Source organism: Antricoccus suffuscus, from assembly GCF_003003235.1.
In the GTDB taxonomy this organism is placed as follows: domain Bacteria; phylum Actinomycetota; class Actinomycetes; order Mycobacteriales; family Antricoccaceae; genus Antricoccus; species Antricoccus suffuscus.
This window is the reverse complement of the sequence record NZ_PVUE01000006.1, coordinates 70,089-93,849: the sequence shown is the minus strand read 5'-3', so window position 1 is coordinate 93,849 and position 23,761 is coordinate 70,089. Positions and strand designations below refer to the sequence as shown.

Genomic DNA, 23,761 nt, shown 5'->3' with positions numbered 1-23,761 from the left:
CAACCGGCCGATAACGGAGAGGTGTGCGATGGACGAACCCGAATTGATCATGGCGCGCCTCGCCGAGGGAGTCGATCTCGCCCACCAGGGCGACAGAGGTGCCGCGAGGCAACGGCTCGCCGAGCTGTGGACCGAGGTCGGTGAGGACGGGGACGCACTTCATCGGTGCGCGATCGCACACTCAATGGCCGATCTCCAGGATGATCCGAAAGACGAGCTCGTGTGGGACCTGCGGGCCCTGAACGCGGCCGACCTGATCAGCGACGCACGAGTACGCGAGGCAAGCCACGCGCAGTCGGTAGCGCAGTTCTACCCGTCGCTGCACCTCAACCTCGCCGATGTACACCGCAGGCTCGGCGACCCCGAGCAGGCGCGCCGTCACCTCAAGCTTGGATACGAGTGTGCGTCGACCCTGCCCGACGACGGATACGGACAGCTGATCGGGAGCGGCCTGGACCGGCTGGCCGAGCGACTGCAAGTCGCGCAGCAAAAGCGGCTATGACCAGCGGTCGAGTACGGCGCGCTCGGCGACACTCAACGAGGTCGCCTCCGCCTTCTTGCGCAGCGCCGCAATCCGCGCGTCCGCGTCCGGCTCGGTATCGCTGCCGGACCAGTCCTGACTGAACGCACCGGACAGGATCTGGTCGTTGAGTACGCCGGCGAAGCGCTCACGCATCTGGTCGGTAAACGCTCCGGAGCGCAGTAGGTTGGTCAGTTGCCCATACTGGCTTGTCTTCGAGTGCAGTCCGAGCTGGCCGATCATCCCGACTCGTGAGACTCGTCCGAGTATTTCGGCCGGTTCGCCGGACAGATAGAGCTCGTCGAGGATGGCGTCGTCGCTGAACCCGGCATTGGCCAGCACGTCATACCCGGCTTGGAAAATAGCCATAATGCTCGGCCAGATCGCCTGCTCAGAGAACAGGTCCAGCGCCACCTCTTCGCGGACGCTGGACGAGACGGCGCCCCGAAGTACGCCGATTCCGCTGGCGACGGCGAGTGCGGTGCCACGGGCTCGGCCGCTCGCATCGTGCTCGACCGAAACGAGACAGGGCACGCTCTCGCGGCGTTCGTAATGATCGCGGACCCCTTCGCCAATCATCCGTGGCGCCACCATCACGATGTCGACCGTGTCGGCAATGTCCAGCAAACCGAAGTGCACGTTGTAACCGGACGCGACGACGATCGTGTCGCCGTCCTGTAGCCCAGGCGCGATTTGATCGCGGAATACTTCGGGCTGGACCTCGTCCGGGATCAGGAGCAGCATGATCTGTGCGCGCCGCGCCGCGTCCTCGATCGTCACGACCTCAAATCCAGCGTCCTGGGCGGCGGCCCGGAACTCATCGTCCCGGTTGCCGACAAGCACTTCGCAGCCGCTGTCCCGGAGATTCTGGGCCTGTGCGTGGCCCTGGTTGCCGTACCCGATAACTGCAATCGTCCGGCCGGCGAGCTCGTCGGCGGGGGACGGAAACTCGTCAAATACTTCGGCGTCCACGTCGTTACCTCTTTCGCGAAGGATGGCTGACCGGGCCAGTCTAGGACGCGAGCGCACGAACACCATCCGTCTACGGTTGTGCGCTGCACACGTCGTACGGTTATCCCGTGGCAAATGACGTAACGACCCGCGGTATCCGGCACCGAACTGGATACATCGTGCTCGCGGCGACCACGGCGATGGTGATCGCGATGGGCGTCGGCCGGTTCGCCTACACGCCCATCCTGCCGCTGATGCATGGTCAGACGGACCTTGATGCGCAAGGGGCCGCGGCGCTTGCGACGGCCAACTATCTGGGGTACCTCGTCGGGGCGGTTGCCGCGATCTTCGTGACGACACTCGCCACCCGAACCGTCGTACTGCGCACTACCGCGCTGCTCCTTGTCGCCTCGCTCGCGCTGATGCCAGTCTCGGAGTCGGTGCCACTGTGGTGGATTCTGAGGTTTGTCGCGGGCGTCATGAGCGCGATTATCTTTGTGTACGCCGTACGTGTTGCGCATCAGGAACTCAGCGGGACCCGTAACGGTCCCGGTTGGGTGTTCGGCGGCGTCGGCGTCGGCATCGCCTTGTCCGGGATCTGTGTGCTGTCGCTGGGATCGACCGGAAGCTGGATCACCGCGTGGCTGATGATGGCGGTGCTCGCCGCTGTCGGCACGGTAATCGCCTGGTGGCTCCCGGGCGGGCGGACCCCGAAGGCGGCGCTCGCGGACGCGACGGACGTCAGCGACGTAGACGAGGCGCGCGCGGGGAAGAAGACCGTCGCGGTAGTGCAGGACGACTCATTCCCCGTCGATCGACGTCGCAGGTTCGTGTGGCTATGTCTGTCCTACTTCCTCGAAGGAGTCGGCTATATCGTCGCCGGCACTTTTATCGTTGCGGCTTTGTCCACCCCGGCGTTACCTTCCTGGCTGGGGAGTGGAGCGTGGATCCTCGTAGGACTAGCAATTTTCCCATCGTGCGTCTTCTGGAACTGGATGTCGAAGAAGGTCGCCCGGCCATGGCTGCTGGTCACGGCGCTATCGATCCAGACTGTCGGTGTGGCGCTGCCGGCGCTGTCCGCGGCACCGGCAGCCGCCCTCCTCGCGGCGGTCCTGTTCGGCGGAACGTTCGTCGGAATCGCTTCTATGTCGCTGGCTGAAGGCGCCGCACTGATCGGTGCGCGGGCCGCGGCAATCCTGACCGCGTTGTACGGCGTGGGCCAGGTCCTGGGGCCGATCGTCGTGACGCCGTTGCTGTCCACCGGGCCGGACACGTACGCGAGGGCGCTGGAAGTGGGAGCGATGGTGGTCGCGGTTGGCGCGCTCTGTGCGGTCCCGGTCGGTCGCGCCGTACGCCGCCGCTCCGCTGCCGAGCGATAGCCGATCACCGACCTCGGTGCATCACGCCTCAATCTGGGGCATCCTTGACGGTAGGTCTGCACGCGATGAGAGGTGACGCACGCCTTGGTTAAGAAGGAGCCTGACGACGCACCGCCACCGGACAGCATCACGATCCGGTCGGGCGAACGGCTCGGTCGTGAGCGGCGTAAGCATGTCGTCGTACAGCCGGAGTCGGTGTCTGCCGTCCACGCACGCACACCGGTCGCGGCGATAGCGGCACTGCTTGCGGTCATTTTCGTACTCTGTGCTCTTGGGCTGTCTGCGGTAGTGCATTCCGACAGCAACTTGCTCAACGCTCTGATTGCGATCGTCGGTGGGTTCGGTATCTCTGTTGTCGGGACGTTTCTGATTGTCAACCGGCTCGACACGAAATGGTTCGACTCCAAGTTTCAGCGTGCCAGTGCCGACGGCGATCTGGTGCTGCTTCCGACCGATGACGACCAGACCGCGCGGCTGGCGTACGACGCGGCGCGGCTAGAGACCCCAGGTGCCTGGCCTCTAATCAAACAGCTACGCGAGGCGGTCATCGAACGGGAGAAGGCCGAAGAGGTAATGCAGCGTGCGGTTTCGCTCGGTGCGACTCCGGACGAGGCGGCGCCCGAACCGCATGACCTGGATTCGGAGTCGCATGAGCGTCAAAAGGAGTCCGACGTCGTCGTGCGGTCATCGCACCTGGACGACGCACAAGAGTCCTATCGCGTGGCGCGGCACCTGTACGACGAAGCGCAGCAGTCGATCAGGAACGCGAGCGAAGAGCTTGAGGCGCATAATCTCGACGCCGAGGCGCAACTGGCTAAGGCGCAGCAGAACGACGACGCGGACGCCGAGGATGCGCTTGAAGCGGGTAAGTCGGCCGATCTGTTTGAGGCGACCGAGGAGCTCAAGGTCATTCTCACCAAGAAGTACGACTAATCTTCGCGTTGCTGGCGCGTGTGCCTGACTGTAGTCCTGGCCTCTGCTTCAACAGATCGTTAGCGGCTGCGCCTGCTTGTCGACGTGGTGGAACTTCGGTATTTGGTGCGCGATGTCGAACTCAGCCCTGGAGTACGCGCGAATTCAGGGCCAAATTTCTGCCAATGCAAAACACCCCTTTACGGTCGCGTAAGAGCGACGGTAAAGGGGTGTTGTCGATTCGGATCGTCCACCCGATCGCGTGGATGACCAAGTGCCGCGTCGGGCACAAATCTGGAGGCTTGCTATTTAGTCGTGTGGTGGTGGTGGTGGTGGTGGGTCGGTGTCGGCGGGATAGGTGAGGTATCTGCGGCCGGCGGGGCTGGTCCATTCGCACGACGCGTCGTCGTGGAGTGTTACTCGCCAGTTGGTTTGGTGTTTCAGTCGGTGGTGGCGTCGGCACAGGGCGATGAGGTTGCAGTCGCCGGTGGTGCCGCCGGTCCCGTCGGGGCGGTGCGGGTCGATGTGGTCGACGTCGCAACGTTCGGCGGGGCGGGTGCAGCCGGGGAACCGGCATGTGTGGTCGCGTTGGATGATCCGGCGGCGCATCTGTGCCGGTGGGCGGTAGATTTTGGTGCCGACGTCGAGGACGGCGCCGGTGTAGGGGTCGGTGATGACGCGTTGCCATCGGGCGTCCTTCGCGAGGTGGCGGGCGAGGTCGGCATCGATGGGCCCGAGCCCCTCGATCGCGGCGACCGCCCGGCGGTGCGGGTCCGCGACCGTTTCGGCTTCCATCGCGCCGTCGGAATCGTCACAGTCGGCGTCGGCACCGTTCACGTCTCCGGTATGGCGAGTGCCGGTTTCGGTGCCTGCGAGGTCGGACCCGGCCAACAGGTGCGCGGGGATCGTGACCTTGATCGTCACCTCGGGCACGCGCGGGACGGTGAAGTTGATCGTCGCTGCTAGTCCCCGGATCTTCTCGAACACTGCGGCGGCTTCCGCGGACTCGCTCGGGTCGGTGATCAGGTACTGCCCGTCGGCGTCCCACGCCGCCGCGCCGGGTATCGCCCCGCCGTAGGCGGGGTGCCCGGCGGGGCGGATCATCGCCGCCGGCCCCAGCACACACGCCGCGAGGGCGTCGATACGCCGCTGCTCATGCGTGCGCACGTCACCCGGTAGTGCGCCGCTGCGCGCGAGGTCATCTAACGCTGTGTCCAGGGCGCGGGCGCACGCGATCGGTAGCCGCCCGAAGATCCGTGCGGTGATCGAGTCACTATCGAACGCGACGTACCGGTCCTGAGCGGCGCGGGCGCGGCGTTGTTTCTGCTTACTGGTGCCGGTGACCGCGATGACCGCTTTCTCGATACGCCGCGCGAACTGGCGGGGCGTGTCGGTGTGCGCGTGTGGCAGGACTCGTGCCGTGACCTTCTCCAGTTCGGTGTCGGTGAGGTCGGTGGTGTGTTCGGTGAACAGGTCCAGTTTGTGCGCGGTCATTCCGCGGTAGGGGTCTCCGTCGGGGTCGAGACTGGCGACCGCTACGGCGTAGTGGTGGGTGTAGTAGCTGGCGGTGGCGAGCTGGTTTTTCGCGGTACCGGTGCTCACGCACGTCGCGGCGGCGAGTTCGGCGGCGGCGAGGTCAATGTTCTGCAGCCACGTATCGGACCCGATGTCGGGGCAGTCGGCCCGCGCATGCCGGCGGGGACCACCCGGCACGGCGGAGGGGTCGATGAGTTGGTAGTCGGCGGTACTGAGCAGGATGCTGCGCAGGGCGAGTTTCTCCCGGTACAGGAGTGCTTCGGCGTGTTCGATGTCGACCAGTTGGGTGAGGGTCGCCGCGAACGTCTCGGCTTTCGTGACCGGACCTTGCATCGTGGGCGGGGCCGTCTCGCCGGTTGCGGCGGGTGTCGAGGGCAGGTCGAGGCGCGGTTGTGTCCGTTCCGCCTGAACCTTATTCCTCGTACTCATGTTCGATAGTTTACGCGTTACAGTCGGTTTGCGCAAGACCTCGAGCGAGTCTTCTTTCCTTGTGTATCAAGGGTATTTGCCGCGGATGGTCAGGTAGTTTGTCGCGGATCGTGGGTGGCGAGCAGGAGGGTGCCGCCGCGAGCGTTTCCCTGTCACGGCTAACTCTTCCTTGGCGCGCCTCATCTGGCGCGGCGGGGTAAGAAACGCGCGACAACCAACGCTCACGGACGGCGGGGTATTGGGTCACCGATGACTGGTGAGTAGGGCGGCGGCATCGTCCGACATCTGGGTGAGGATCTCGGCCACTGGAGTTATCTCGTGGATCAAGTCAATATCTTCGCCGGCGAAGACGGCCACGATGGACGAATCCGCTTCGGCCACGGCGTGCTTGTAGCGTTCCCCCTGGGTGGTTCTTGCCGCGTCGAGGGCGTCTTCGTTGCCGTGCCATTCGCCGGTGAATGTGTTGCGTACGGCGCGCGCAGTGAACTCCTGCGGCCATCGATAACCGCGGGCAAGGTCGAATACGCCGGTACGTATTGTCTCGTCTCCGGCCGAGTCGATGACCCGATTCTTCAGCGCCGGGGCGACCGGTGACTCTGGTGTGGCATAAAACCGGGTGCCCACTAGTACGCCGTCGGCGCCAAGCATGAGCGCCGCGGCGAGACCGCGGCCGTCGGCGACCCCGCCTGCGGCGAGCACTAGCGTCTGCGGTGACTGCTCGCTGACGAGATCGGCAACTGCCGGGGTGAGGGCGAATGTGCCGCGACTGGCTCCGTGGCCGCCGGCTTCGCTTCCTTGTGCCACGATGATGTCCGCCTCGGCATCGAGCGCTTGTCGCGCCTGCGCAATCGTCTGGACCTGACAGATCAGCGGTACATCGGCCCCCTTGATTTTCGCGGCAAACGGCGTCGGATCGCCGAAGGACAACATGATGCCCGCAGGCTCGCTCTCGAGGGCCAGATCAAGCAGTTCCGGCTGTTTGGCGAGTGACCATGTGATGAATCCGCAGCCGACACGGTTGCCCTGTGCGCCAGCGATCTGACGGGTGAGCCAGTCGCGATCACCATAGCCGCCACCGATCATGCCGAGCCCGCCCGCTGCGCTGACTGCCGCGGCGAGCGTTGCGTCGGCCACCCCGGCCATCGGCGCGAGCATCACGGGGTGCTGCAGACCAAAGCGCGCGGTGAAGCGCGTTTGCGCGGTCATGCTCGTTGCGCCGTCACGAGCCAGGCTGCAGAGCCGAGGAACACTCCGTCTGGACCGGCATGACTCTCGAGTTGCCCGCGGATCTGCGCGATCACCTTGTCGACCTCGGCGGGAACCTGTGCGTTCAGGATGTTCTTTGCCATTGGCTGGGACTGGAAATGGTGCATCACGTCATCGACGTCGTTACCGACCCGCACGTCGCCGACGATCGGCGCGAGGTCGATCTCGGTGAAACCGCTGCCGCTTAGCAGATCGCGAACGGTCTCGGGGTCGGCCATGCTGAACGGCGGCTGCGGGGCGTTCCGCGGTAGCGCGTCTGGAAACGCTTGAACGATCGCCCTCATCGGCAGGGAGATGTGTGGGTTAGCTTTCGCTGGCTGCCAACACACGTAAGCCAGCCGAGCCCCCGGGCGCAACGCGGTGGCGATGTTCGTAAATGCCACATGCGGGTCTTCGAAGAACATCACGCCGAACCGACTGATCATTGCGTCGTACGCCGCCGGCTCAAATGAATAGGTTTGTGCGTCTGCCTGCATGAAGTCGACATTGCTCAGTCCCTCATCGGCAGCGAGCTCTTGCGCAAGACCGAGCATCGGCCCGGAGATATCGACGCCAAGCACGCCTCCTTGGATGGCTATGTGACCGGCGGCCCGCGTCGTCGCGCCACAGCCACAGCCGATGTCGAGCACGTTCTGGCCGGGTTCGATCGCCGCGCCGTCCAGCACGGGCTGGATGAAAGTTTCGAGTACCGCGTCCTGATGTCTCTGCTGCTGTACCCAGAAGTGGCCCTGCTCGCCGTTCCAATCGGGAATCATGGTGTCCTTTCCTACTTCACGAACGTGCGGTTCTGTTCACGACAAAATCCCTGCGGGTACCAAGGCCCGAGGCCGCCCTTACCTGTAGACCCGCTTTGTTTCCATCCACAGAAGGACTGTTCGCCCGGCCACGCACCCGTCGTAGCGCCCGCGGCACGATTGGCGTACAAAACGCCGGCTTCGGCCTCGCTGAAGAATTGGTCGATTTGCCGGTCGTCAGTCGTGAAGATCCCTGCGGTAAGGCCGAAGTCCACGGCGTTGGCCTCGCCGATCGCTTCCTCGAAGTCATCGACTGCCGTAATGGTGACGAACGGCGCGAACAGCTCTTCTCTGGTCAGCCGGTGGCCACGCGGCAGACCGGTCACAATGATCGGCCGGAAGAAGTGACCGGGTAGCGAGCGTTCGCGACCGCCCGTCACGACGTGCCCGTCGGTGTCGGCGCTCTTAAGAGCCCTCTCGACCCGGTCCGCGATAACTTCGTCGATTAGCGGGCCGACATTCATCTCCTGGAGCGCCGCGTCGCCGACCACCAACTCGCCGGTGCGCGCAACGAGGCGCTCGAGCAGTCCATCGTACACGGCACGCGCAACGATCACCCGGCGCGTGGAGCTACATTTCTGCCCGGAAAACCCGTACGCCGATCGCACTATTCCGGAGGCCGCAGCATCGAGGTCCGCGCTGTCCGTCACGATGACGGGGTTTTGGCCGCCCATCTCGGCGAGGACCGGACGCGGGCGAGGACCGCGTGACAACTGCTGGATCAGACCCCAGCCAACCTTCGCCGATCCGGTAAATGCCAGGCCGTCAATGGCCGACTCGGCAAGTGCGGTGCCGGTGGCCGGACCGCCCTGTACGACGTTGAGTACACCGTCTGGTAAGGCGTTACGCACGATCTCGGCAGCTAGCTCGGTCGAGAGCGGGGTCTTGTCGGAAGGCTTGAGAACGACCGCGTTCCCAGTCACGAGAGCGGCCGCGGTCATCCCGATCGCCAATGCGATGGGGAAGTTGAACGGTGCGATCACGCCGAATACGCCGTACGGCCGAAGTACGTCGACGTTGTGCTCGCCATTTCGGCCCTTCATCGGGGTGATGAAGCCGTTGCCCGCCTCGAGTACGTCGCAGTACTGCTCGATCAGGTCGTGCGATTCCTGCACCTCTGCAAGAGATTCAAGCCGGCTCTTGCCGGTCTCGGCGGACAGGGCGCCGGCCAACTCCATTTCGCGGGTGGCGAAGCCGTCGGCCGCTGCCCGCATTACCTCGATTCGTTCTTCATGGTGAGTGTTGCGCCAGCCGGCCGCGGATCCGCGGGCTGCCGCCACGGCGGCGTCGACGACATCGCGTCCAGCGGTGTGAGCGGAAGCGAGAACGGTCGCCGGATTAGCCGGGTCACGGCTGGCGAACGATTCACCTGCGTCGGATTCGGTGTTACCGATGTGGTGCAGTATCGGTGCTTGCCGGCCTGCGCGTGCGCGGGCTAGCGCGGATTCGAACTGCTTGCTGAGTTCCGGGTCGATGGTCGAGGACGTGTAGCTGACGGTTGCCATTGCACTTACATCTCCTGGGGTGTGGTAGATGCCGGTGGGTCGACGTGCGAGGGCCCACGACAGTCAGTGTCGGCCTTCCCCACGCCAATTTCAAACGGCGACCGCGCACTATGGCAGTGTGATCGGTGTAACTTTGGTTAGCGCTGGGGGCCGGGGCGTCTTTTGCGTACCTATCGGGAGGACTTGTCGTGGACAACGGCCTGGGCTACTGGAGCTATAAGCATGCGGACCTCAATGCGGACCGCGAGGCGTTTGTGCAGGGGGAATCGAGGGTCACGTACGCGCTGTTCAACGTGCGGACGAACAAGCTTGCGAGCGCCCTGGAGGGCATCGGCGTCGGTAAGGGCGACCGCGTCGCATTGCTGTCGACAAACAGCATCGAGTTCATGGAGGTATTGTTCGCGGTCGCCAAGCTCGGCGCGATCTGCGTCCCGTTGAACTTCCGGCTCGCCGGTCCCGAGCTTGCCTACGCGATAGTCAATTCCGAGTCGCGAGCGTTGTTCTACAGTGCCGACCTGCATGGCTCGACCCAGGCAGCGCTGAGCGTTCCGGAGGTTGTCGATCTGCAGCACGTCGTATGCATCCCGGTTGATGAGGCGGACAACGCGGTAGACGTCCCGGACGGTGTCACTCTGTTGGGCTACGAAGCCCTTCTTGAGTCCGGTCGTCCGCAGGACGCTCATCACGCTGTCGACGCGGACGACCCGCTGCTGATCCTTTACACATCCGGTACGACGGGACGGCCCAAAGGGGCCATGCTGACGCACCACAATATGTATGCGAACGCGATCCACCTCATCCTTGCCGGCCAGGGCCTATCCCGATACGACAAGACGATCACCCCTTGTCCGCTGTTCCACGTTGGTGGCCTGTGCGTGCACACCGTCCCACTGTTTTATACGGGCGGCTGCACGGTCATCATGCGCGAGTTCGACCCTGCCGGGCTGCTCAAGATGATGGAGCAGGAGAAGGCCACGGTGGAATTCCTGGTGCCTGCTATGTGGTCGGCCGTCGTGCGGGTGCCGGACTTCGACTCGTACGACCTCTCTGCGTTGCGATACACCCAGTCGGGTGGGGCACCGTGCCCCATCACAGTCATCGAGTTCCTACAGTCGAAGGGCTGGGACTTCCTGGAGGGCTTTGGGATGACCGAGACCTGCGCCGGGGCGATGGTGCTCGATGCGGACAATGCGACTCGGAAGCTCGGTGCTGTAGGAAAGCCGGTGATGCACGACGACGCGCGTGTGGTGGACGAGGCCGGTGCCGACGTACCGCAGGGAACCGTCGGGGAGTTGGTTATGCGTGGCCCGAACATCTTTATCGGCTACTGGAAGATGCCCGACGCTACCGCGGACGCGATTCGGGACGGCTGGTTTCATACGGGCGACCTGGCGCGCATCGACGATGAAGGGTTCTTTTGGATCGTCGACCGAAAGAAAGACATGATCATTACCGGCGGTGAGAACGTTTATCCCATCGAAACTGAGCAAGTGCTGCATCACCATCCGGCGATCGCCGACGTGGCGGTCATCGGCGTACCCGACGAAAAATGGGGCGAAACGGTCGTCGCGGTCGTCGTGCCCGAACCCGGCGCGACTCTTGCCGCCGAGGAGGTCATTGGCTACGCGCGCGAGCGCATTGCTCGCTACAAGGCGCCGACCCGTGTCGAGATGATCGAAGAACTGCCCCGCAACGCGACCGGCAAGATTCTCAAGCGTGAGCTGCGCCGGATCTATACCGGCCGCGAGGAAAGTGTGAGCCGATAGAGTCCGAGGCAGATAGGGGGATACTGATGCGCCACGACATTCGACTTCATGGTTTCGGGTTTCGGCTTGAACCGCTTAACAGCACGCATATCGAGCCGTTATGGCGGCTTCTTGACGAGCAGATGTGGGCCGGCATGGTGACCGAGTTCCCTGTCGATGCCGCGGCATTGAGCGCGCAGTTGCTGGCTGCGGTCGACACACCTGGAGTCATGGTGTTCGCCGCCGTTGAGGAGAGATCGGGCATGGTCGTCGGCTGCACCCGATACTACGACCACGTCCCCGCGCAGCGTCGACTTGAGATCGGCACGACCTTCTACTCGCGTGAATGGTGGGGAAGCCACCTCAATCCGGCGTGCAAGTGGCTGTTGTTCGACTATGCATTTGCCAAGTTGGACATCTACCGGGTCGCGTTGCGTTGCGATGTGCGAAATACCCGGAGTGCTGCGGCGATCGAGCGGCTCGGTGCGACGCCCGAGGGCATCTTGCGCGGGCATCGGATCGATCCGCATGGCGAGATCTCAGACACGGCATACTTCTCGGTATTGCAGCCGGAGTGGCCGGAGGTGCGTGGCAGATTGCTCAAACGGCTCGATCTTGCGACGATTCCTGACATCGCGGATTAGAGAAGTACGGACTAAAGATCTAGCAGACTAGAACGGAAATTAGATGACCACTCTTGGTGAGGTACTTAGGCGTCAGGCGCTTCGTGTCCCGGCGCGTGAAGCGCTCATTTTCGGAGAACGTCGGCGTACGTACGCCGAGTTCGACGCTGAGGTAAACAGGCGCGCGAACGCTCTGATCCGGGCCGGAATCAAGAAGGGCGATCGGCTTGCCTTGATGAGCACCAACACCGACGACTTCGCCTTCGTCGTGTACGCGGCGTTCCGGATCGGCGCCGTCTTCGTGCCGGTCAACCCGCGGATGGCCGCGCCCGAGGTGACCTACCTGCTCGATGACAGTGGGGCGAGCGCATTTATCTACCACCCGTCATTGCATGAGGTTGCGTCTCGCGGTCATGCTGCTGCGACCCGACCACCGGCGGTGTTTCTGGCGACGGCGCCGGGCGACGTACCGGCGGACATCACAACTCTGGCCGCCGAAGAGACGACCGACCACCCCGATGTGGAGGTGCTGGAGTCGGACGACGCCGAGATCCTCTACACCTCAGGTACGACGGGCAAACCAAAAGGTGTGTTGCTCGACCATCACCGAGTGCTCTGGGATGGCGTTAACGTGGATCTGGGGTGCGGGATCCGCGACGGGCATCGCATGCTGCACGTCGCACCGTTCTATCATTCGGCCGAGCTCAACCTGTTTTTGCTAGGCGGGGTGATGGTTGGAGCGACACACATAATCCTGCCGGCGTTCGACCCGACCGCCGTACTCGACGCGATGGAAACCGAACGGGCGGCGGTATTCTTCGGTGTGCCGACGATGTACCAGATGCTGCTGGCCGAACCGACGTTCGGCACCCGCGACCTGTCGGAGTGGAGCATCGGCATGTTTGGTGCCGCGCCGATGGCACCGAGCCTCATCGAGCGGCTCGTCAAGGCATTGCCCGGCGTCCTGCTGTACAACCTGTGCGGGCCGACCGAAGCCGGGCCTGGGGGCGTCGCGCTGGGTCCGGAGGACCTGCTGCGCAAGCCCGGCTCGAACGGGGTCGCATTCCTGAACACCGAAATGCGGGTCGTCGATGCGGATGACAATGACGTGCCGGCGGGCGAAACCGGTGAGGTCATCCTGCGGGGCGAGACGACGATGAAGGAATACTGGAACAAGCCTGAGGCGACGGCGGAGACGATGCGCGGTGGCTGGGTGCATACCGGCGACATCGCGCGCATTGACGAGGACGGCTACATCACGCTCGTCGACAGGATGAAGGACATGATCATCACCGGCGGGATGAATGTCTACTCGGTCGAAGTGGAAAATGCGTTGGCCGCGCATCCCGACGTACTCGACTGCGCCGTCCTCGGCGTACCGCACGAGACCTATGGCGAGAGCATCGTCGCGGTTGTGACTCCGCGCGAAGGCGCGACGCTCGACCTGGAGACCGTCAAGGCGCACGTGCGGACACTTCTCGCGGACTACAAGGCACCGCACGAACTGGTGATTGGCGAGGTCCCGCGCAACCCGTCCGGCAAGATCGTCAAGCATGAGCTGCGCGCCAAGCTGATCGCCCAGTAAGTGCTCGAAGATTAGCCGCGAGCCGTCGGATCAGCGGGACGGGTTCTCACTCAAATCGCTGATCCCGGGCGCGTACCTTCCCTCGATGATCGCCGAGATCGGCGTCGGGGCTCTGATCCCGGTCATCGCTACCAGCGCCACCGACCTCGGCGCTAATCTGGCGATCGCCGGGCTGATGGCCGCGATGCTGCCGATTGGGCAGATCCTTGCCGACGTACCGGCCGGCGCGTTGGCCGGCCGGATCGGTGATCGCCGCGCGATGGTCGTCGCCACCGGCGTCGCCCTCGTGGGGATGCTGTCTGCCGCACTCGCGCCGAGCCTGTGGCTTCTCGGGATTGGCGTCGTCACCGTCGGCGCTGCCAACGCCACGTTTGGACTGGCGCGGCAGTCGTACCTCGCGGAGGTCACGCCGGCGCGTCTGCGGGCGCGGGCGTTGTCGACGCTCGGCGGCGTGGCTCGGATCGGACAGTTTCTTGGCCCGTTCATCGGCGCACTGGTCATTCACGGTGGCGCCGGCTCGCATGCCATCTGGGTCGGTGTTGCTACCTCCATCATCGCCGGCACTATCGTGCTCGCCGTACCGGATCTGGCCGGAGCTGAGCAGCTGCGCGCTCGGGAGGCCGCCTCGCGCCGGTCAATGGCGACGGTCGTCCGCGAACACATACCGGTCCTCACGACGCTTGGTTTCGCCGTACTGCTCGTCGGCGCCGTTCGCGGCGCCCGACAGACCGTCCTACCGCTATGGACCGAACACCTTGGACTCTCGCCCGCGACCACCAGCCTGGTATACGGGTTGTGTGGCGCCGTTGACATGCTGCTGTTCTATCCGGCTGGCAAGGTCATGGATCACGCCGGTCGGTTGTGGGTGGCAATTCCGTCGATGGCGATCATGGGGCTCAGCATGTTATTGCTGCCGCTGACATACAGCGTCACTACCGTCAGTTTGGTTGCCGCATTGCTCGGCGTCGGAAACGGCATGGGTTCCGGAATCCTGATGACCCTCGGCGCCGACGTCGCACCACCCGGCGAACGGTCCCAGTTCCTCGGCGTATGGCGACTCGAGATCGACATCGGCAACGCGGGCGGGCCGCTGATCCTTTCGGCCGGCGCTTCTCTTGGTTCGCTCGCCGGCGGAATTATCAGCATCGGTGTACTCAGCGTGGGTACGTGTCTAGCGCTGGGCAGATGGGTCGGCCGTTGGTCTGTGCACGCAAACCGCAAGACCCGTGTCGCTGCAGGCGTATTCGAGGATCGAGCGGGCCCCGTCGACATTCAACGCGACCCGCAGGGTGACTAGTTGCGGACGATGGCGAGCCGCCACGCCTCCGGTCCACGCTCGACATAGCTGACCTCGAATGCGCCAGGGGAGCGTCGTTCGAGCTGGGCCAGAAGCGGCAGCGGGTCGTGTGGCGCTACGAGGATGAGACCCTTGCCGGGACGGACCGCGTCGAGGGCGCCGAATACGGTCGCGTGCCGGATCGCGTGCGGTACGACGCGTGCGTCCAGTTCGGGATAGCCCTTTTCGTCGGTCTCGCCGCAGGTGCAGTCGTGACCATCGGCATGGGCGTCCGCGGCGGGAGTTGTTTCAGCCGCCAGGCCTGCCGCCGTGTCGAGCTGCGAATGCAGATCGCTGAGTGACACATCGGGCGCCGCGGCAAGCAGTGGGAGCAGCTGCTGGTCCTGCTTGGCAAGATGCCCGACCATCGCGACTCGTAGCGCCGTGGCCGCGGCTACCGCGCGTACGCCGTCCGGAGCCTGCGCAAGCTCATTGACCAGCCCAGCGATGGTTTCGTGGTCGGCGTGCAGCGCTTCGACCAGTAGTCGTCCCTCGGACTTGGCGGCAGCGACGGGATAGAGGACCTTCTCCTCGGCGTCGAGGTAGGCGAGGACGTTTTGTTGGCTCCATGACACGGCTGCGGTTCGGGCTGCTTGTGCGGCGCTCTGATCGCCCGAGGCCACGGCGCTCAACAAAGCGGACACGTGCGCCGTCAACGAGCCAGTCATCTCGGCATGCTGCTGCTCGATGGCCGTCAGCGCAGTGGAATCGGACTCGGTTGTGGTGATGTTGACGTTGCTCATGACGAACCTCCGGCTTATGGGCAGAAAGATGATTGGACTTCCGGTGTAGTTAGGTGGCGCTACTGCCGATACTTTATTACACTCAAATCCGTGAAAAATAACCAGGCTGGCAAAACGTCCCGGACCGCGGACATGGGTCCGGACCGCGTAGCGCCGGAGAGACCGTTTCTCGCCACGCTTTCCGCGCCCCGTGCCGCGTTGATGAAGTTGCTAGACGCGCGGGACCGACCAGCCACGATCGCGGAGTTGTCCGCGGATCTGGGCCAACATCCCAATACCGTTCGTGAGCATGCCGACGCGCTGGTCGAACTCGGCTACGTAGAACGTACCCGCGCCGCGGCCGTCGGCCGGGGTCGTCCGGCGTGGCTCTACGCCAGTTCCGATGCGGGCACGGGGGAGGGTTCGGAGTACGCCGGTCTGGCGTCAGCGCTTGCCGCGCAGATCGCACGCAACAGCCGTAGGCCGACCGACGACGCGATTCGTGCTGGACGGGACTGGGGCAAGGAGCTAGCGCGAGCGAGGCCGATAGAGGGCCGGCCAACGCTGCCGCGAATCCGTCGTGCAACGCTCGAGATGCTGAATTCGCTCAGGTTTGCCCCGGAATCGGCGCCGCGCGGGCGCAGTGTGCGGCTGACGACGTGCCCCCTGCTCGATGCCGCGAACAAGTACCCGGACATCGTTTGCGGTGTGCACCTGGGAATCATTCGTGGTGCCATCGAAGAATACGGCGCGGATGGCGAGGAGACGCAGCTGGTCGCGTTTTCGGAGCCCGGCGCATGCCGGTTGACTTTGCACGCAAAATCTCCCCAGTAGCGATATCCTCCGGATGACAGCTTAACGACCAATTGAGCGCCATCGGAGGCACGAATTGCCACAGCGGATCGAGGATTACGCACTGATCGGGGATCTGCACACCGCGGCGATGGTCGGCAAGGACGGCTCGATCGACTGGTTGTGCCTGCCGCGTTTTGACTCGGCGGCGTGCTTTGCCGCGATGCTCGGTGACGATAGCGCGGGGCGCTGGAGACTGGCGCCCGCGACCGGGGACAAGTGCACCAGCCGGCAATACCGCGGGCACTCGCTAATCCTGGAGACGGTCTGGGATACAACGGATGGCTCCGTTCGGGTTATCGATCTCATGCCGCCGCGCGATGACGTCGCCGACATAGTGCGGATTGTCGAAGGCATCAGCGGAACTGTCACTATGCGGATGGACCTGGCGTTGCGCTTCGACTACGGCAGCATCGTGCCGTGGGTTCGCAATCGCGACGGAATGCTCGAGGCGATTGCCGGTCCGGACGCCGTATGGCTACGAACGCCGGTCGATCTCGCGGGCGAAGACATGCAGACGACAGCGACGTTTACAGTCTCTGCGGGCGACCGGGTGCCATTCGTGCTCACCTATGCCCCCTCGAACGGGGCGACTCCCCGGGTGATCGATGCAGAACGGGCGTTGATCGACACCGAGTCGTATTGGAACGAGTGGATCGCGCGCGCCGACGTCGACGGACCGTGGGCGGATGAGATTCGCCATTCGCTGGTGTTGCTAAAGGCGATGACGTACGCACCCACCGGCGGTTTGGTGGCCGCGGCTACCACGTCGCTCCCCGAACAAATAGGTGGCCCGCGAAACTGGGACTATCGCTACTGCTGGCTACGTGATGCGACCTTCACCTTGCGCGCGTTGCTGGACACGGGCTATCGCAGTGAGGCCGGAGCCTGGCGCGACTGGCTTCTTCGGGCGATTGCGGGCGACCCTGCCGATCTACAGATCATGTATGCGATCGATGGCACTCGACGACTCACCGAATACGAAGTGCCGTGGCTTAGCGGCTACGAGGGATCCAAACCGGTGCGGATCGGCAACGCGGCCTCTGAACAGTTGCAACTGGACGTCTGGGGCGAGGTGCTCGACAGCCTGCACCTCTCACGCATGCGAGGACTCGACGCCGACGATCACGCGTGGGATCTGCAGCGGGCCCTACTGGATTATCTCGAGTCCAACTGGTCCGACAATGACAGCGGGCTGTGGGAAAGTCGCGGGCCAGAGCGTCCGTACGTGCACTCCAAGGTCATGGCGTGGGTCGGTATGGACCGTGCCGTGCAGGCGGTCGAGCGGTTCGGCCTCGACGGTCCGGTCGACCAGTGGCGGCGCACTCGGCAGGTGATTCATGACGAGGTCACGACGAAGGGTTTCGACGCCGACCGAGGTACCTTTACCCAGTTCTACGGTTCGCATGGTCTGGACGCCGCCCTGCTGCTGATTCCGGAAGTGGGCTTCTTGCCTTACACCGATGAGCGTGTAATAGGCACCGTAAAGGCGATCGACCGCGACTTGTCGCAGGACGGGTTCACGCTACGTTATGACCCCCGTGCGGATGGCGGTGCGGATGGGCTTCCAGGCGAGGAGGGATCGTTCGTCGCCTGCAGCTTCTGGATGGTCAACGCGCTGTGCGGTATCGGCGAGTGGGACGAGGCCGAGACGCGGTTCAAGCGGCTCCTCAGTCTGCGCAACGATGTCGGGCTGATCAGCGAGGAGTACGACGCGACGGCGCATCGACAACTAGGAAACACACCCCAGGCGTACAGCCACGTCGGGCTCGTCAACTGCGCTCAGAACCTCAGTAAACGACCTACCAACTCTCCGAGGAGCAAATAATGCGCGCTCTCACCGTCGTACCGGGTAAAGCGGACTCGATGAAGCTCATCGACGTCGACGAACCAGAAGCGGGCGAGGGAGAGCTCCTCGTCGACGCAATTGCGGTTGGCGTGTGTGGCACCGACAAAGAAATCGCTTCCGGTGAGTACGGCTGGGCACCGTCAGGCCACGAGCGACTGGTCATCGGTCACGAGTCGCTGGGCCGCGTGCGCACCGCGCCCGAGGGCAGTGAATTTAGCAAGGGCGATCTCGTGGTGGGGGTCGTACGACGCCCGGACCCCGTGCCCTGCGGCGCCTGCGCGCACGGTCAGTTCGACATGTGTCGAAATGGCGAGTACACCGAACGCGGAATCAAACAAATTGACGGCTATGCCAGGGAAGTGTGGCCAGTCGAGGTCGATTACGCCGTGCGGCTCGACCCTAAGCTTTCCGATGTAGGCATGCTGATGGAGCCGACGACCGTCGTGGCCAAGGCCTGGGACCAAGTCGAACAGATCGGCGCGCGGGCCTGGTTCGAGCCGAAGTCCGTGCTGGTCACCGGCGCCGGCCCGATCGGTCTGCTCGCGGCCATGCTCGGGGCGCAGCGTGGCCTGGACGTACACGTGCTGGACAGGGTTACCGACGGACCCAAACCGCAGCTCGTACGCGACCTCGGTGCGACGTACCACCACGGCTCGATCGACGATGTCACCTCAAAGGTCAAACCCGATGTGGTGATCGAGGCGACCGGTGTCGGTGAACTCGTCTTCGGCGCGATGTCCGGTACGGCGTCGTACGGGATCGTCTGCCTTACCGGCGTTTCTTCCACTGGCCGGTCGCTCAAGATCGACGCTGGTTCGGTCAACAGGTCGATCGTTCTGGAGAACGACGTCATCGTCGGCTCGGTCAACGCCAACCTCAAGCATTACGCCGACGCCGCTCGCGACCTGGCCAAGGCCGACCCAGAATGGCTCGCCAGACTGGTTTCTCGGCGGGTGCCAGTGGAGAAGTTCCAGGACGCATTCACCGCCCAACCGGACGACGTCAAGGTGGTCATCACCTTCGACTAACGGGCGCGCGTCGGGGCAGTGTCCGGCGTCGTCAGCGGCGGGATATGTTGACAGAGCACCACCTGATAACAACCCGCCGATCGAAATGAGACTCCATGCAATTCAGCAAGGAACACGACGCCTTCCGCGCGATGTTGCGGGAGTTCGTGGCGCACGAGATCAATCCACACGTCGACAAGTGGGAAGCCGACGGCGACATACCCCTGCACGAGTTGTTCAAGAAGCTCGGAGATCTCGGGGTGCTCGGCGTGGAGTTCGACCCGGCGTACGGCGGACAGGGCGCCGACCACCTTTACATGATGATCGCGGCCGAGGAGCTTGGCCGGTGCGCCTCTGGCGGCGTATCGATGGCCATCGGCGTACAAATGATGATGGCGACGCCCTCACTGCAGAAGTACGGCACACACGAGTTGAAGAAGAAATACCTTGAGCCGGCGCTCCGCGGCGACGTAGTCACGTCCATCGCGGTCACCGAGCCAGGAGCCGGCTCGGACGTCGCATCGTTGAAGACCAAGGCCGTCAAAGACGGCGACGACTGGGTCATCAACGGCAGCAAGATCTTTATCACCAATGGAACACAGGCCGACTGGATGTGCCTGCTGGCACGCACATCCGATGAGGGCGGCTACCGCGGCATGTCACAGATTGTGATTGACACGAAGGCGGAGGGATTCTCAGTGGCGCGCAAGCTCGACAAGCTCGGCATGCGTTCGTCCGACACCGCCGAGCTTCGGTTCGACGATATGCGGGTGCCGATCAGCAACACGATCGGCGAAGAGGGCCGCGGGTTTCAGCAGCAGATGGGCCAGTTCATCGTCGAGCGGATGTTCGCGTGCTACGGCAAGGTCGGATCGATGCAGGACGCCCTCGACCGCACCCGCGATTACCTCCGGATCCGGGTCGTCAACGGTAAGCCGCTCATCGCCAACCAGTACATCGCATTCAAACTGACCGAGCTGAGCGCTCAGGTTGACATGCTCCGGGTCTACAACTTGAAGATGGCCGAGGACTACATGGCCGGCAAGGACACCACGCGACAGGCGACGATCGGCAAGCTCCAAGTCGGACGGCTGTCGCGCGAAGTCGCCGACTTGTGCCTGCAGTACCACGGCGGCATGGGTTACATGGAAGAGAACTGGACCTCCCGCTTCTTCCGCGACGGCCGGCTCACCTCCATCGGCGGCGGCGCCGACGAAGTGATGCTTCAAGTTCTATCCAAGCTGGACGGTTTCACCCCCTAACGACGGCGCGTCAGATTGGCGTGACCGGGTGGACCCGCGGCGGCGAGACATCGCGATGCCGCCGCGGTGAGCGGCGTAGCGCGTCAATGAGCACACCGCGAGTATCCGGCGGGTCGATCACGTCGTCGATGCCGAATCCCTCTGCGGCGTAAACCGGGCCGAGTTGTGTGCGAAACTGCGCGATCATTGTCTTGCGCGCGAGTTCGGGATCGTCGGCCGCGGCGACCTTCTTGGCGTAAGCTACATCAACCGCGCCCTCGATCGACATGGCGCAGATCTCGGCGGTCGGCCAGGCAACGCACAGGTCTGCCTCGAAGCTGCGGCCGCCGTTCATCGCAATGTAAGCCAGTCCGTAGCCCTTGCGCAGTACGACGGAGAACCGCGGCACGGTAGCCCGGCCGAGCTCAAACAGGAGTTTGCCACTGCGGCGCGCGAGCCCGGTGCGCTCTGCGCTCGGACCTACCAGAAACCCTGGTACGTCGATGAAGTAGATCAACGGCAGACCGAATGCGTCGCATAACGAGATCAAGTGCGCCATCTTGTCGCACGCGTCGGAGTCGAGTGTGCCGCCCATGTGATTCGGTTGGTTGGCGATGAGCCCGACGGGACGTCCGTCGAGCCGCGCAAGTCCCGTGAACACGTTGCGGGCGAACCGAGGCTTGAGTGTCATTACGCTGCCTGCGTCCGCGACCGCGCCGATAATCTTGCGGACGTCGTACGCGCGCCGCGGGTTGGGTGGCACGAGTCGTGTGAGCTGTTCGGCGCGCCGATCCGCGGGATCGGTGCAGTCCGTGACCGGGACCGGCTCCGAGGAGTTGTTGGGGAAGTAGCCGAGAAAATCCCGCGTGATCTGCAATGCCGATTCGTCGTCTTCGGCCACGATATCGGCGATTCCTTCGCGGTCGGCCTGGATCGCCGGCCCGCCCAACTCGTCCTTCGTCGCGTCCTCTCCGGTGCCGGCCTTCACGAGTGCCGGTCCAGCGATACCCATCGTGGAAGTCTTGTCGACCATCACGACGAGGTCCGCCATGGCCGCGAAGTTGGACGGCCCGGCAAACCCCGGTCCCATCATCAGCGCGATCGTGGGCACCCAGCCGGACAACTGCGATTGCAACTGGAAGAACTGAAAACCGTGCGCGAAGTGTCGACTGTCCAACCCCTCCTGGATGCGGTGACCGCCGCCATCGAGCATCATGACCAGGGGATAGCCGTGCTCGAGGCACAGCCGCGCCTGACGGTCGACCTTCGCGCCGCCCACTGTGCCATTGCTGCCACCAAGAACCGTGAAGTCAAAGGAAAGTATCCCAATCGTGCGTCCGTTGACGGCCGCCGTGCCGACCACGACTCCATCGGCGTGCGCATCGTCGGATCGGGCGTCGGGGAGGCGACGGTCGGGCCGCACCAGTGCGCCGATCTCACGGAATGTGCCCGGATCGGCTAGCGCGGCGATCCGCTCGCGCGCAGTCAATTTCCCCAACGCATGCTGACGCTCGACGGCACCGACGCGATGAGTATCCATGACACGCGCTCGGGCTTGTTCAACGGTCTCGTACATCGATCGGCCCGGCGCTTCGTTGTTGTCGCTAACTGTCACGTGTGATCTCGATTCCCGCAGTGACCCGGTCCCAGGTCGTCTGCGTGACGCCCTCGTCCCGGAGCACTTGTTTGCGGATCTTCTGGGTGGGTGTTTTGGGTAGCTCGTCGACGATCTCTACGTACCTCGGAACCATGAAGTACGGTAGCTTCGCGGCAAGGTCGGTGACTAGTTGCTTCGGGTCGATCGTCGCGCCTGGCTGGGGGACGATGACGACCTTGATTTCTTGCTCAGTGTGTTCGCTGGCCACGCCGATGACTGCACACTCGAAAACTTCATCCATAGCAACGATCTGGGACTCAACTTCGAACGACGACACGTTTTCGCCGCGTCGCCGGATCGCGTCTTTGGTGCGATCGACGAAGTAGTATTGGTCATTTTCGTCCTGACGGAACGCATCACCGGTGTGGAACCACAGGTTGCGCCAAGTGTGCGTGGTCGCCTCCGGCTTGTTGAGGTAGCCGGCCATAATCGACCACTGTTCGCGCGGCCGCAGCACCAGCTCGCCGACCGTGCCGCGCTCGACCTCCATGTCGTTTTCGTCGACGATCCGTGCCTCATAGTCCTCACGGACCCAGCCGCAGCCGGCCGGGATGGCCTCGCCGTACGGCGCGAGGATCACGCTGGCGGTCTCAGTCATGCCGTACGCCGTACCGACGAGCATGCCGAACCGCTCTTCGAACTCGCGAACTTCCGGCAGCACCGGTACGACGATGGCCCGCGTCATCGGATTGTCCTTGTCCGACGGATCGGGTGGTTGACCGTAAAGGAACGTCGCCATCGCGCCCAGGATCAAGGTGAAAGTGCAGCCGAATCGACGCACATCGTCCCAGTACGTCGTCGCACTGAACCGCGGCACGATGGCCGCGGAGGCACCCGCTATCAAGGCGTTGTAGACGCCGGCCCACTGGCCGCCGACGTGGAACAGCGGGAGAGCGACGAGAGCGACGTCGTCTGGTGCGGCGGCGTTCCAGAAATGGGGCGTGCAATAGCTGTAGGCGTGTCCGTGCGTGACCAGGACGCCCTTCGAAGGCCCGGTCGTGCCGGAGGTGTACATGACCGCGATGAGATCCCACGGATCGGTTTGCTCGATTTCGATAGGCTCGGCGGTGCGCAGCTGTTCGAAGCCAACGACCGTGAGGCCGGGAAGATCGGCTTTGGTGCGGTCGCCGCGTACGACGACGGTGGTCACGTTATCCAGATCGGCGACGACGGACCTGAGCCGCTCTAGGTAGACGTCCTCAATCACGATCGTCGAGGCCCCAGAGTCGTTGATCAAGTAGCTGAGCAAACTCTCCTTATAGGCGGTATTGATTGGTACCTCGACTGCCGCCATGAGGCTGAGGCCGAGCCAGGAGACGACGTAGTCGCAGTGGTTGTCGAGCATGAGCAGCACGCGGTCTTGACGGCCGACCCCGAGCCGCCGAAATCCACCGCCAGCCCGCGTGGCGGCGGCGACCAGTTCGGCGTACGTGTAGGTCTCGCTCTCATCGCGAACCGCGAGTTTGTCTGGAGTATGTGCGGTGACCTCCTGCAGGACCGTGGCAACGGTGCGGTCGGTGAGTGGGCGGTGATGCTGTGCTTGCTCGGACACGCTAGATCAACTCCTTTTCGTCTCAACTTAGTGCCGAACCCTTAACCCGTTCCTACCACCTAGATAGTCGGCCCGTCCCGATCTACACTGGCCACAGGCCGGGGGGCTCATCCTGTGGCGTACGACGTCCAGATTGGGGAAACGTGGATAACCGCTTTGCTGTAGAAGGTTGTTCCCGTGGGCTACTTCTACTGTCCTCAGCACGCTGAAGAAACCCACCATCCATTCCGCGCACCAACGGTGTGCGCGGTGTCCCTGGTCGTGCTGGTAATTCCGATGGTCGGCGCGGCGGCCGATTGG

Annotated in this window: 19 protein-coding genes; 11 read left to right on the top strand and 8 right to left on the bottom strand. The window is 63.9% G+C overall.

The window, feature by feature from the left end:
- Positions 1-28: 28 nt before the first annotated feature.
- Positions 29-502 carry a tetratricopeptide repeat protein gene (locus CLV47_RS09070; protein ID WP_106348835.1) on the top strand — a complete coding sequence of 158 codons (474 nt, stop codon included), beginning with the start codon at positions 29-31 and terminating at the stop codon, positions 500-502.
- Here CLV47_RS09070 and CLV47_RS09065 read toward each other — a convergent pair.
- Positions 497-1,492 (bottom strand): NAD(P)-binding domain-containing protein, encoded by a 996-nt coding sequence (locus tag CLV47_RS09065; RefSeq protein ID WP_170111012.1) that lies wholly within the window; start codon positions 1,490-1,492, stop codon positions 497-499. The two genes, CLV47_RS09070 and CLV47_RS09065, sit on opposite strands and share 6 nt — an antisense overlap.
- A gap of 107 nt (positions 1,493-1,599) precedes the next feature.
- Between CLV47_RS09065 and CLV47_RS09060 the strand changes: the two genes are divergently transcribed.
- Together CLV47_RS09060 and CLV47_RS09055 are read left to right on the top strand one after the other, a co-directional pair.
- A complete protein-coding gene (locus tag CLV47_RS09060; protein WP_146135334.1) occupies positions 1,600-2,850 on the top strand; it encodes a YbfB/YjiJ family MFS transporter in 1,251 nt (416 codons plus the stop codon).
- Between the two features lie 84 nt (positions 2,851-2,934).
- Positions 2,935-3,783, top strand: a complete 849-nt coding sequence (locus CLV47_RS09055; RefSeq protein ID WP_146135333.1) for a hypothetical protein — start codon at positions 2,935-2,937, stop codon at positions 3,781-3,783.
- Between the two features lie 288 nt (positions 3,784-4,071).
- On the opposite strand, the gene CLV47_RS09050 is transcribed toward CLV47_RS09055, so the two are convergent.
- From CLV47_RS09050 to CLV47_RS09035, 4 genes are all read right to left on the bottom strand, one after another.
- Positions 4,072-5,727, bottom strand: a complete 1,656-nt coding sequence (locus CLV47_RS09050; protein WP_106348711.1) for an HNH endonuclease signature motif containing protein — start codon at positions 5,725-5,727, stop codon at positions 4,072-4,074.
- A gap of 243 nt (positions 5,728-5,970) precedes the next feature.
- Positions 5,971-6,933: an NAD(P)H-dependent flavin oxidoreductase gene (locus CLV47_RS09045; protein WP_106348710.1), complete on the bottom strand. Its 963-nt coding sequence runs from the start codon at positions 6,931-6,933 to the stop codon at positions 5,971-5,973.
- Positions 6,930-7,748, bottom strand: coding sequence for a class I SAM-dependent methyltransferase (locus CLV47_RS09040; protein ID WP_106348709.1), 819 nt, complete (start codon positions 7,746-7,748; stop codon positions 6,930-6,932). The genes CLV47_RS09045 and CLV47_RS09040 overlap by 4 nt, the downstream gene beginning before the upstream one ends.
- An 11-nt stretch (positions 7,749-7,759) precedes the next feature.
- A complete protein-coding gene (locus CLV47_RS09035; RefSeq protein ID WP_106348708.1) occupies positions 7,760-9,292 on the bottom strand; it encodes an aldehyde dehydrogenase family protein in 1,533 nt (510 codons plus the stop codon).
- Between the two features lie 188 nt (positions 9,293-9,480).
- Between CLV47_RS09035 and CLV47_RS09030 the strand changes: the two genes are divergently transcribed.
- The 4 genes from CLV47_RS09030 (at position 9,481) to CLV47_RS09015 (ending at position 14,542) form a co-directional block, all read left to right on the top strand.
- On the top strand, positions 9,481-11,058 hold the full coding sequence (locus CLV47_RS09030) for an acyl-CoA synthetase (protein ID WP_106348707.1): 1,578 nt from the start codon (positions 9,481-9,483) through the stop codon (positions 11,056-11,058).
- Between the two features lie 26 nt (positions 11,059-11,084).
- A complete protein-coding gene (locus tag CLV47_RS09025; protein ID WP_106348706.1) occupies positions 11,085-11,681 on the top strand; it encodes a GNAT family N-acetyltransferase in 597 nt (198 codons plus the stop codon).
- A 43-nt stretch (positions 11,682-11,724) separates the two neighbouring features.
- A complete protein-coding gene (locus tag CLV47_RS09020; RefSeq protein WP_106348705.1) occupies positions 11,725-13,245 on the top strand; it encodes a class I adenylate-forming enzyme family protein in 1,521 nt (506 codons plus the stop codon).
- Between the two features lie 85 nt (positions 13,246-13,330).
- Positions 13,331-14,542: an MFS transporter gene (locus CLV47_RS09015; protein WP_106348704.1), complete on the top strand. Its 1,212-nt coding sequence runs from the start codon at positions 13,331-13,333 to the stop codon at positions 14,540-14,542.
- On the opposite strand, the gene CLV47_RS09010 is transcribed toward CLV47_RS09015, so the two are convergent.
- On the bottom strand, positions 14,539-15,324 hold the full coding sequence (locus CLV47_RS09010; protein ID WP_106348703.1) for a DUF2249 domain-containing protein: 786 nt from the start codon (positions 15,322-15,324) through the stop codon (positions 14,539-14,541). The two genes, CLV47_RS09015 and CLV47_RS09010, sit on opposite strands and share 4 nt — an antisense overlap.
- A 90-nt stretch (positions 15,325-15,414) precedes the next feature.
- Here CLV47_RS09010 and CLV47_RS09005 point away from each other — a divergent pair, with 90 nt between their 5' ends.
- From CLV47_RS09005 to CLV47_RS08990, 4 genes are all read left to right on the top strand, one after another.
- Positions 15,415-16,137 carry a helix-turn-helix transcriptional regulator gene (locus CLV47_RS09005; RefSeq protein WP_202862477.1) on the top strand — a complete coding sequence of 241 codons (723 nt, stop codon included), beginning with the start codon at positions 15,415-15,417 and terminating at the stop codon, positions 16,135-16,137.
- A 55-nt stretch (positions 16,138-16,192) separates the two neighbouring features.
- Positions 16,193-17,983 (top strand): glycoside hydrolase family 15 protein, encoded by a 1,791-nt coding sequence (locus tag CLV47_RS09000; protein ID WP_106348701.1) that lies wholly within the window; start codon positions 16,193-16,195, stop codon positions 17,981-17,983.
- Positions 17,983-19,032, top strand: a complete 1,050-nt coding sequence (locus tag CLV47_RS08995) for a glucose 1-dehydrogenase (RefSeq protein WP_106348700.1) — start codon at positions 17,983-17,985, stop codon at positions 19,030-19,032. Before CLV47_RS09000 ends, CLV47_RS08995 begins: the two co-directional genes overlap by 1 nt.
- 95 nt (positions 19,033-19,127) lie before the next feature.
- A complete protein-coding gene (locus tag CLV47_RS08990) occupies positions 19,128-20,273 on the top strand; it encodes an acyl-CoA dehydrogenase family protein (protein WP_106348699.1) in 1,146 nt (381 codons plus the stop codon).
- Positions 20,274-20,283: 10 nt separating this feature from the next.
- On the opposite strand, the gene CLV47_RS08985 is transcribed toward CLV47_RS08990, so the two are convergent.
- Complete coding sequence (locus tag CLV47_RS08985; protein ID WP_106348698.1) at positions 20,284-21,867, bottom strand: acyl-CoA carboxylase subunit beta; 1,584 nt, start codon at positions 21,865-21,867, stop codon at positions 20,284-20,286.
- Positions 21,857-23,461: an AMP-binding protein gene (locus CLV47_RS08980; protein ID WP_106348697.1), complete on the bottom strand. Its 1,605-nt coding sequence runs from the start codon at positions 23,459-23,461 to the stop codon at positions 21,857-21,859. Before CLV47_RS08980 ends, CLV47_RS08985 begins: the two co-directional genes overlap by 11 nt.
- Between the last annotated feature and the right edge of the window lie 300 nt (positions 23,462-23,761).

What these genes read in the sequence shown, in the direction of transcription:
- CLV47_RS09070 (WP_106348835.1), top strand. Translation starts at nt 29, where the DNA reads ATGGACGAACCCGAATTGATCATGGCGCGCCTCGCCGAGGGAGTCGAT.
- CLV47_RS09015 (WP_106348704.1), top strand. Translation starts at nt 13,331, where the DNA reads ATGATCGCCGAGATCGGCGTCGGGGCTCTGATCCCGGTCATCGCTACC.
- CLV47_RS09050 (WP_106348711.1), bottom strand. Translation starts at nt 5,727, where the DNA reads ATGAGTACGAGGAATAAGGTTCAGGCGGAACGGACACAACCGCGCCTC.
- CLV47_RS09045 (WP_106348710.1), bottom strand. Translation starts at nt 6,933, where the DNA reads ATGACCGCGCAAACGCGCTTCACCGCGCGCTTTGGTCTGCAGCACCCC.
- CLV47_RS09035 (WP_106348708.1), bottom strand. Translation starts at nt 9,292, where the DNA reads ATGGCAACCGTCAGCTACACGTCCTCGACCATCGACCCGGAACTCAGC.
- CLV47_RS09040 (WP_106348709.1), bottom strand. Translation starts at nt 7,748, where the DNA reads ATGATTCCCGATTGGAACGGCGAGCAGGGCCACTTCTGGGTACAGCAG.
- CLV47_RS08990 (WP_106348699.1), top strand. Translation starts at nt 19,128, where the DNA reads ATGCAATTCAGCAAGGAACACGACGCCTTCCGCGCGATGTTGCGGGAG.
- CLV47_RS08995 (WP_106348700.1), top strand. Translation starts at nt 17,983, where the DNA reads ATGCGCGCTCTCACCGTCGTACCGGGTAAAGCGGACTCGATGAAGCTC.
- CLV47_RS09010 (WP_106348703.1), bottom strand. Translation starts at nt 15,324, where the DNA reads ATGAGCAACGTCAACATCACCACAACCGAGTCCGATTCCACTGCGCTG.
- CLV47_RS09025 (WP_106348706.1), top strand. Translation starts at nt 11,085, where the DNA reads ATGCGCCACGACATTCGACTTCATGGTTTCGGGTTTCGGCTTGAACCG.
- CLV47_RS09020 (WP_106348705.1), top strand. Translation starts at nt 11,725, where the DNA reads ATGACCACTCTTGGTGAGGTACTTAGGCGTCAGGCGCTTCGTGTCCCG.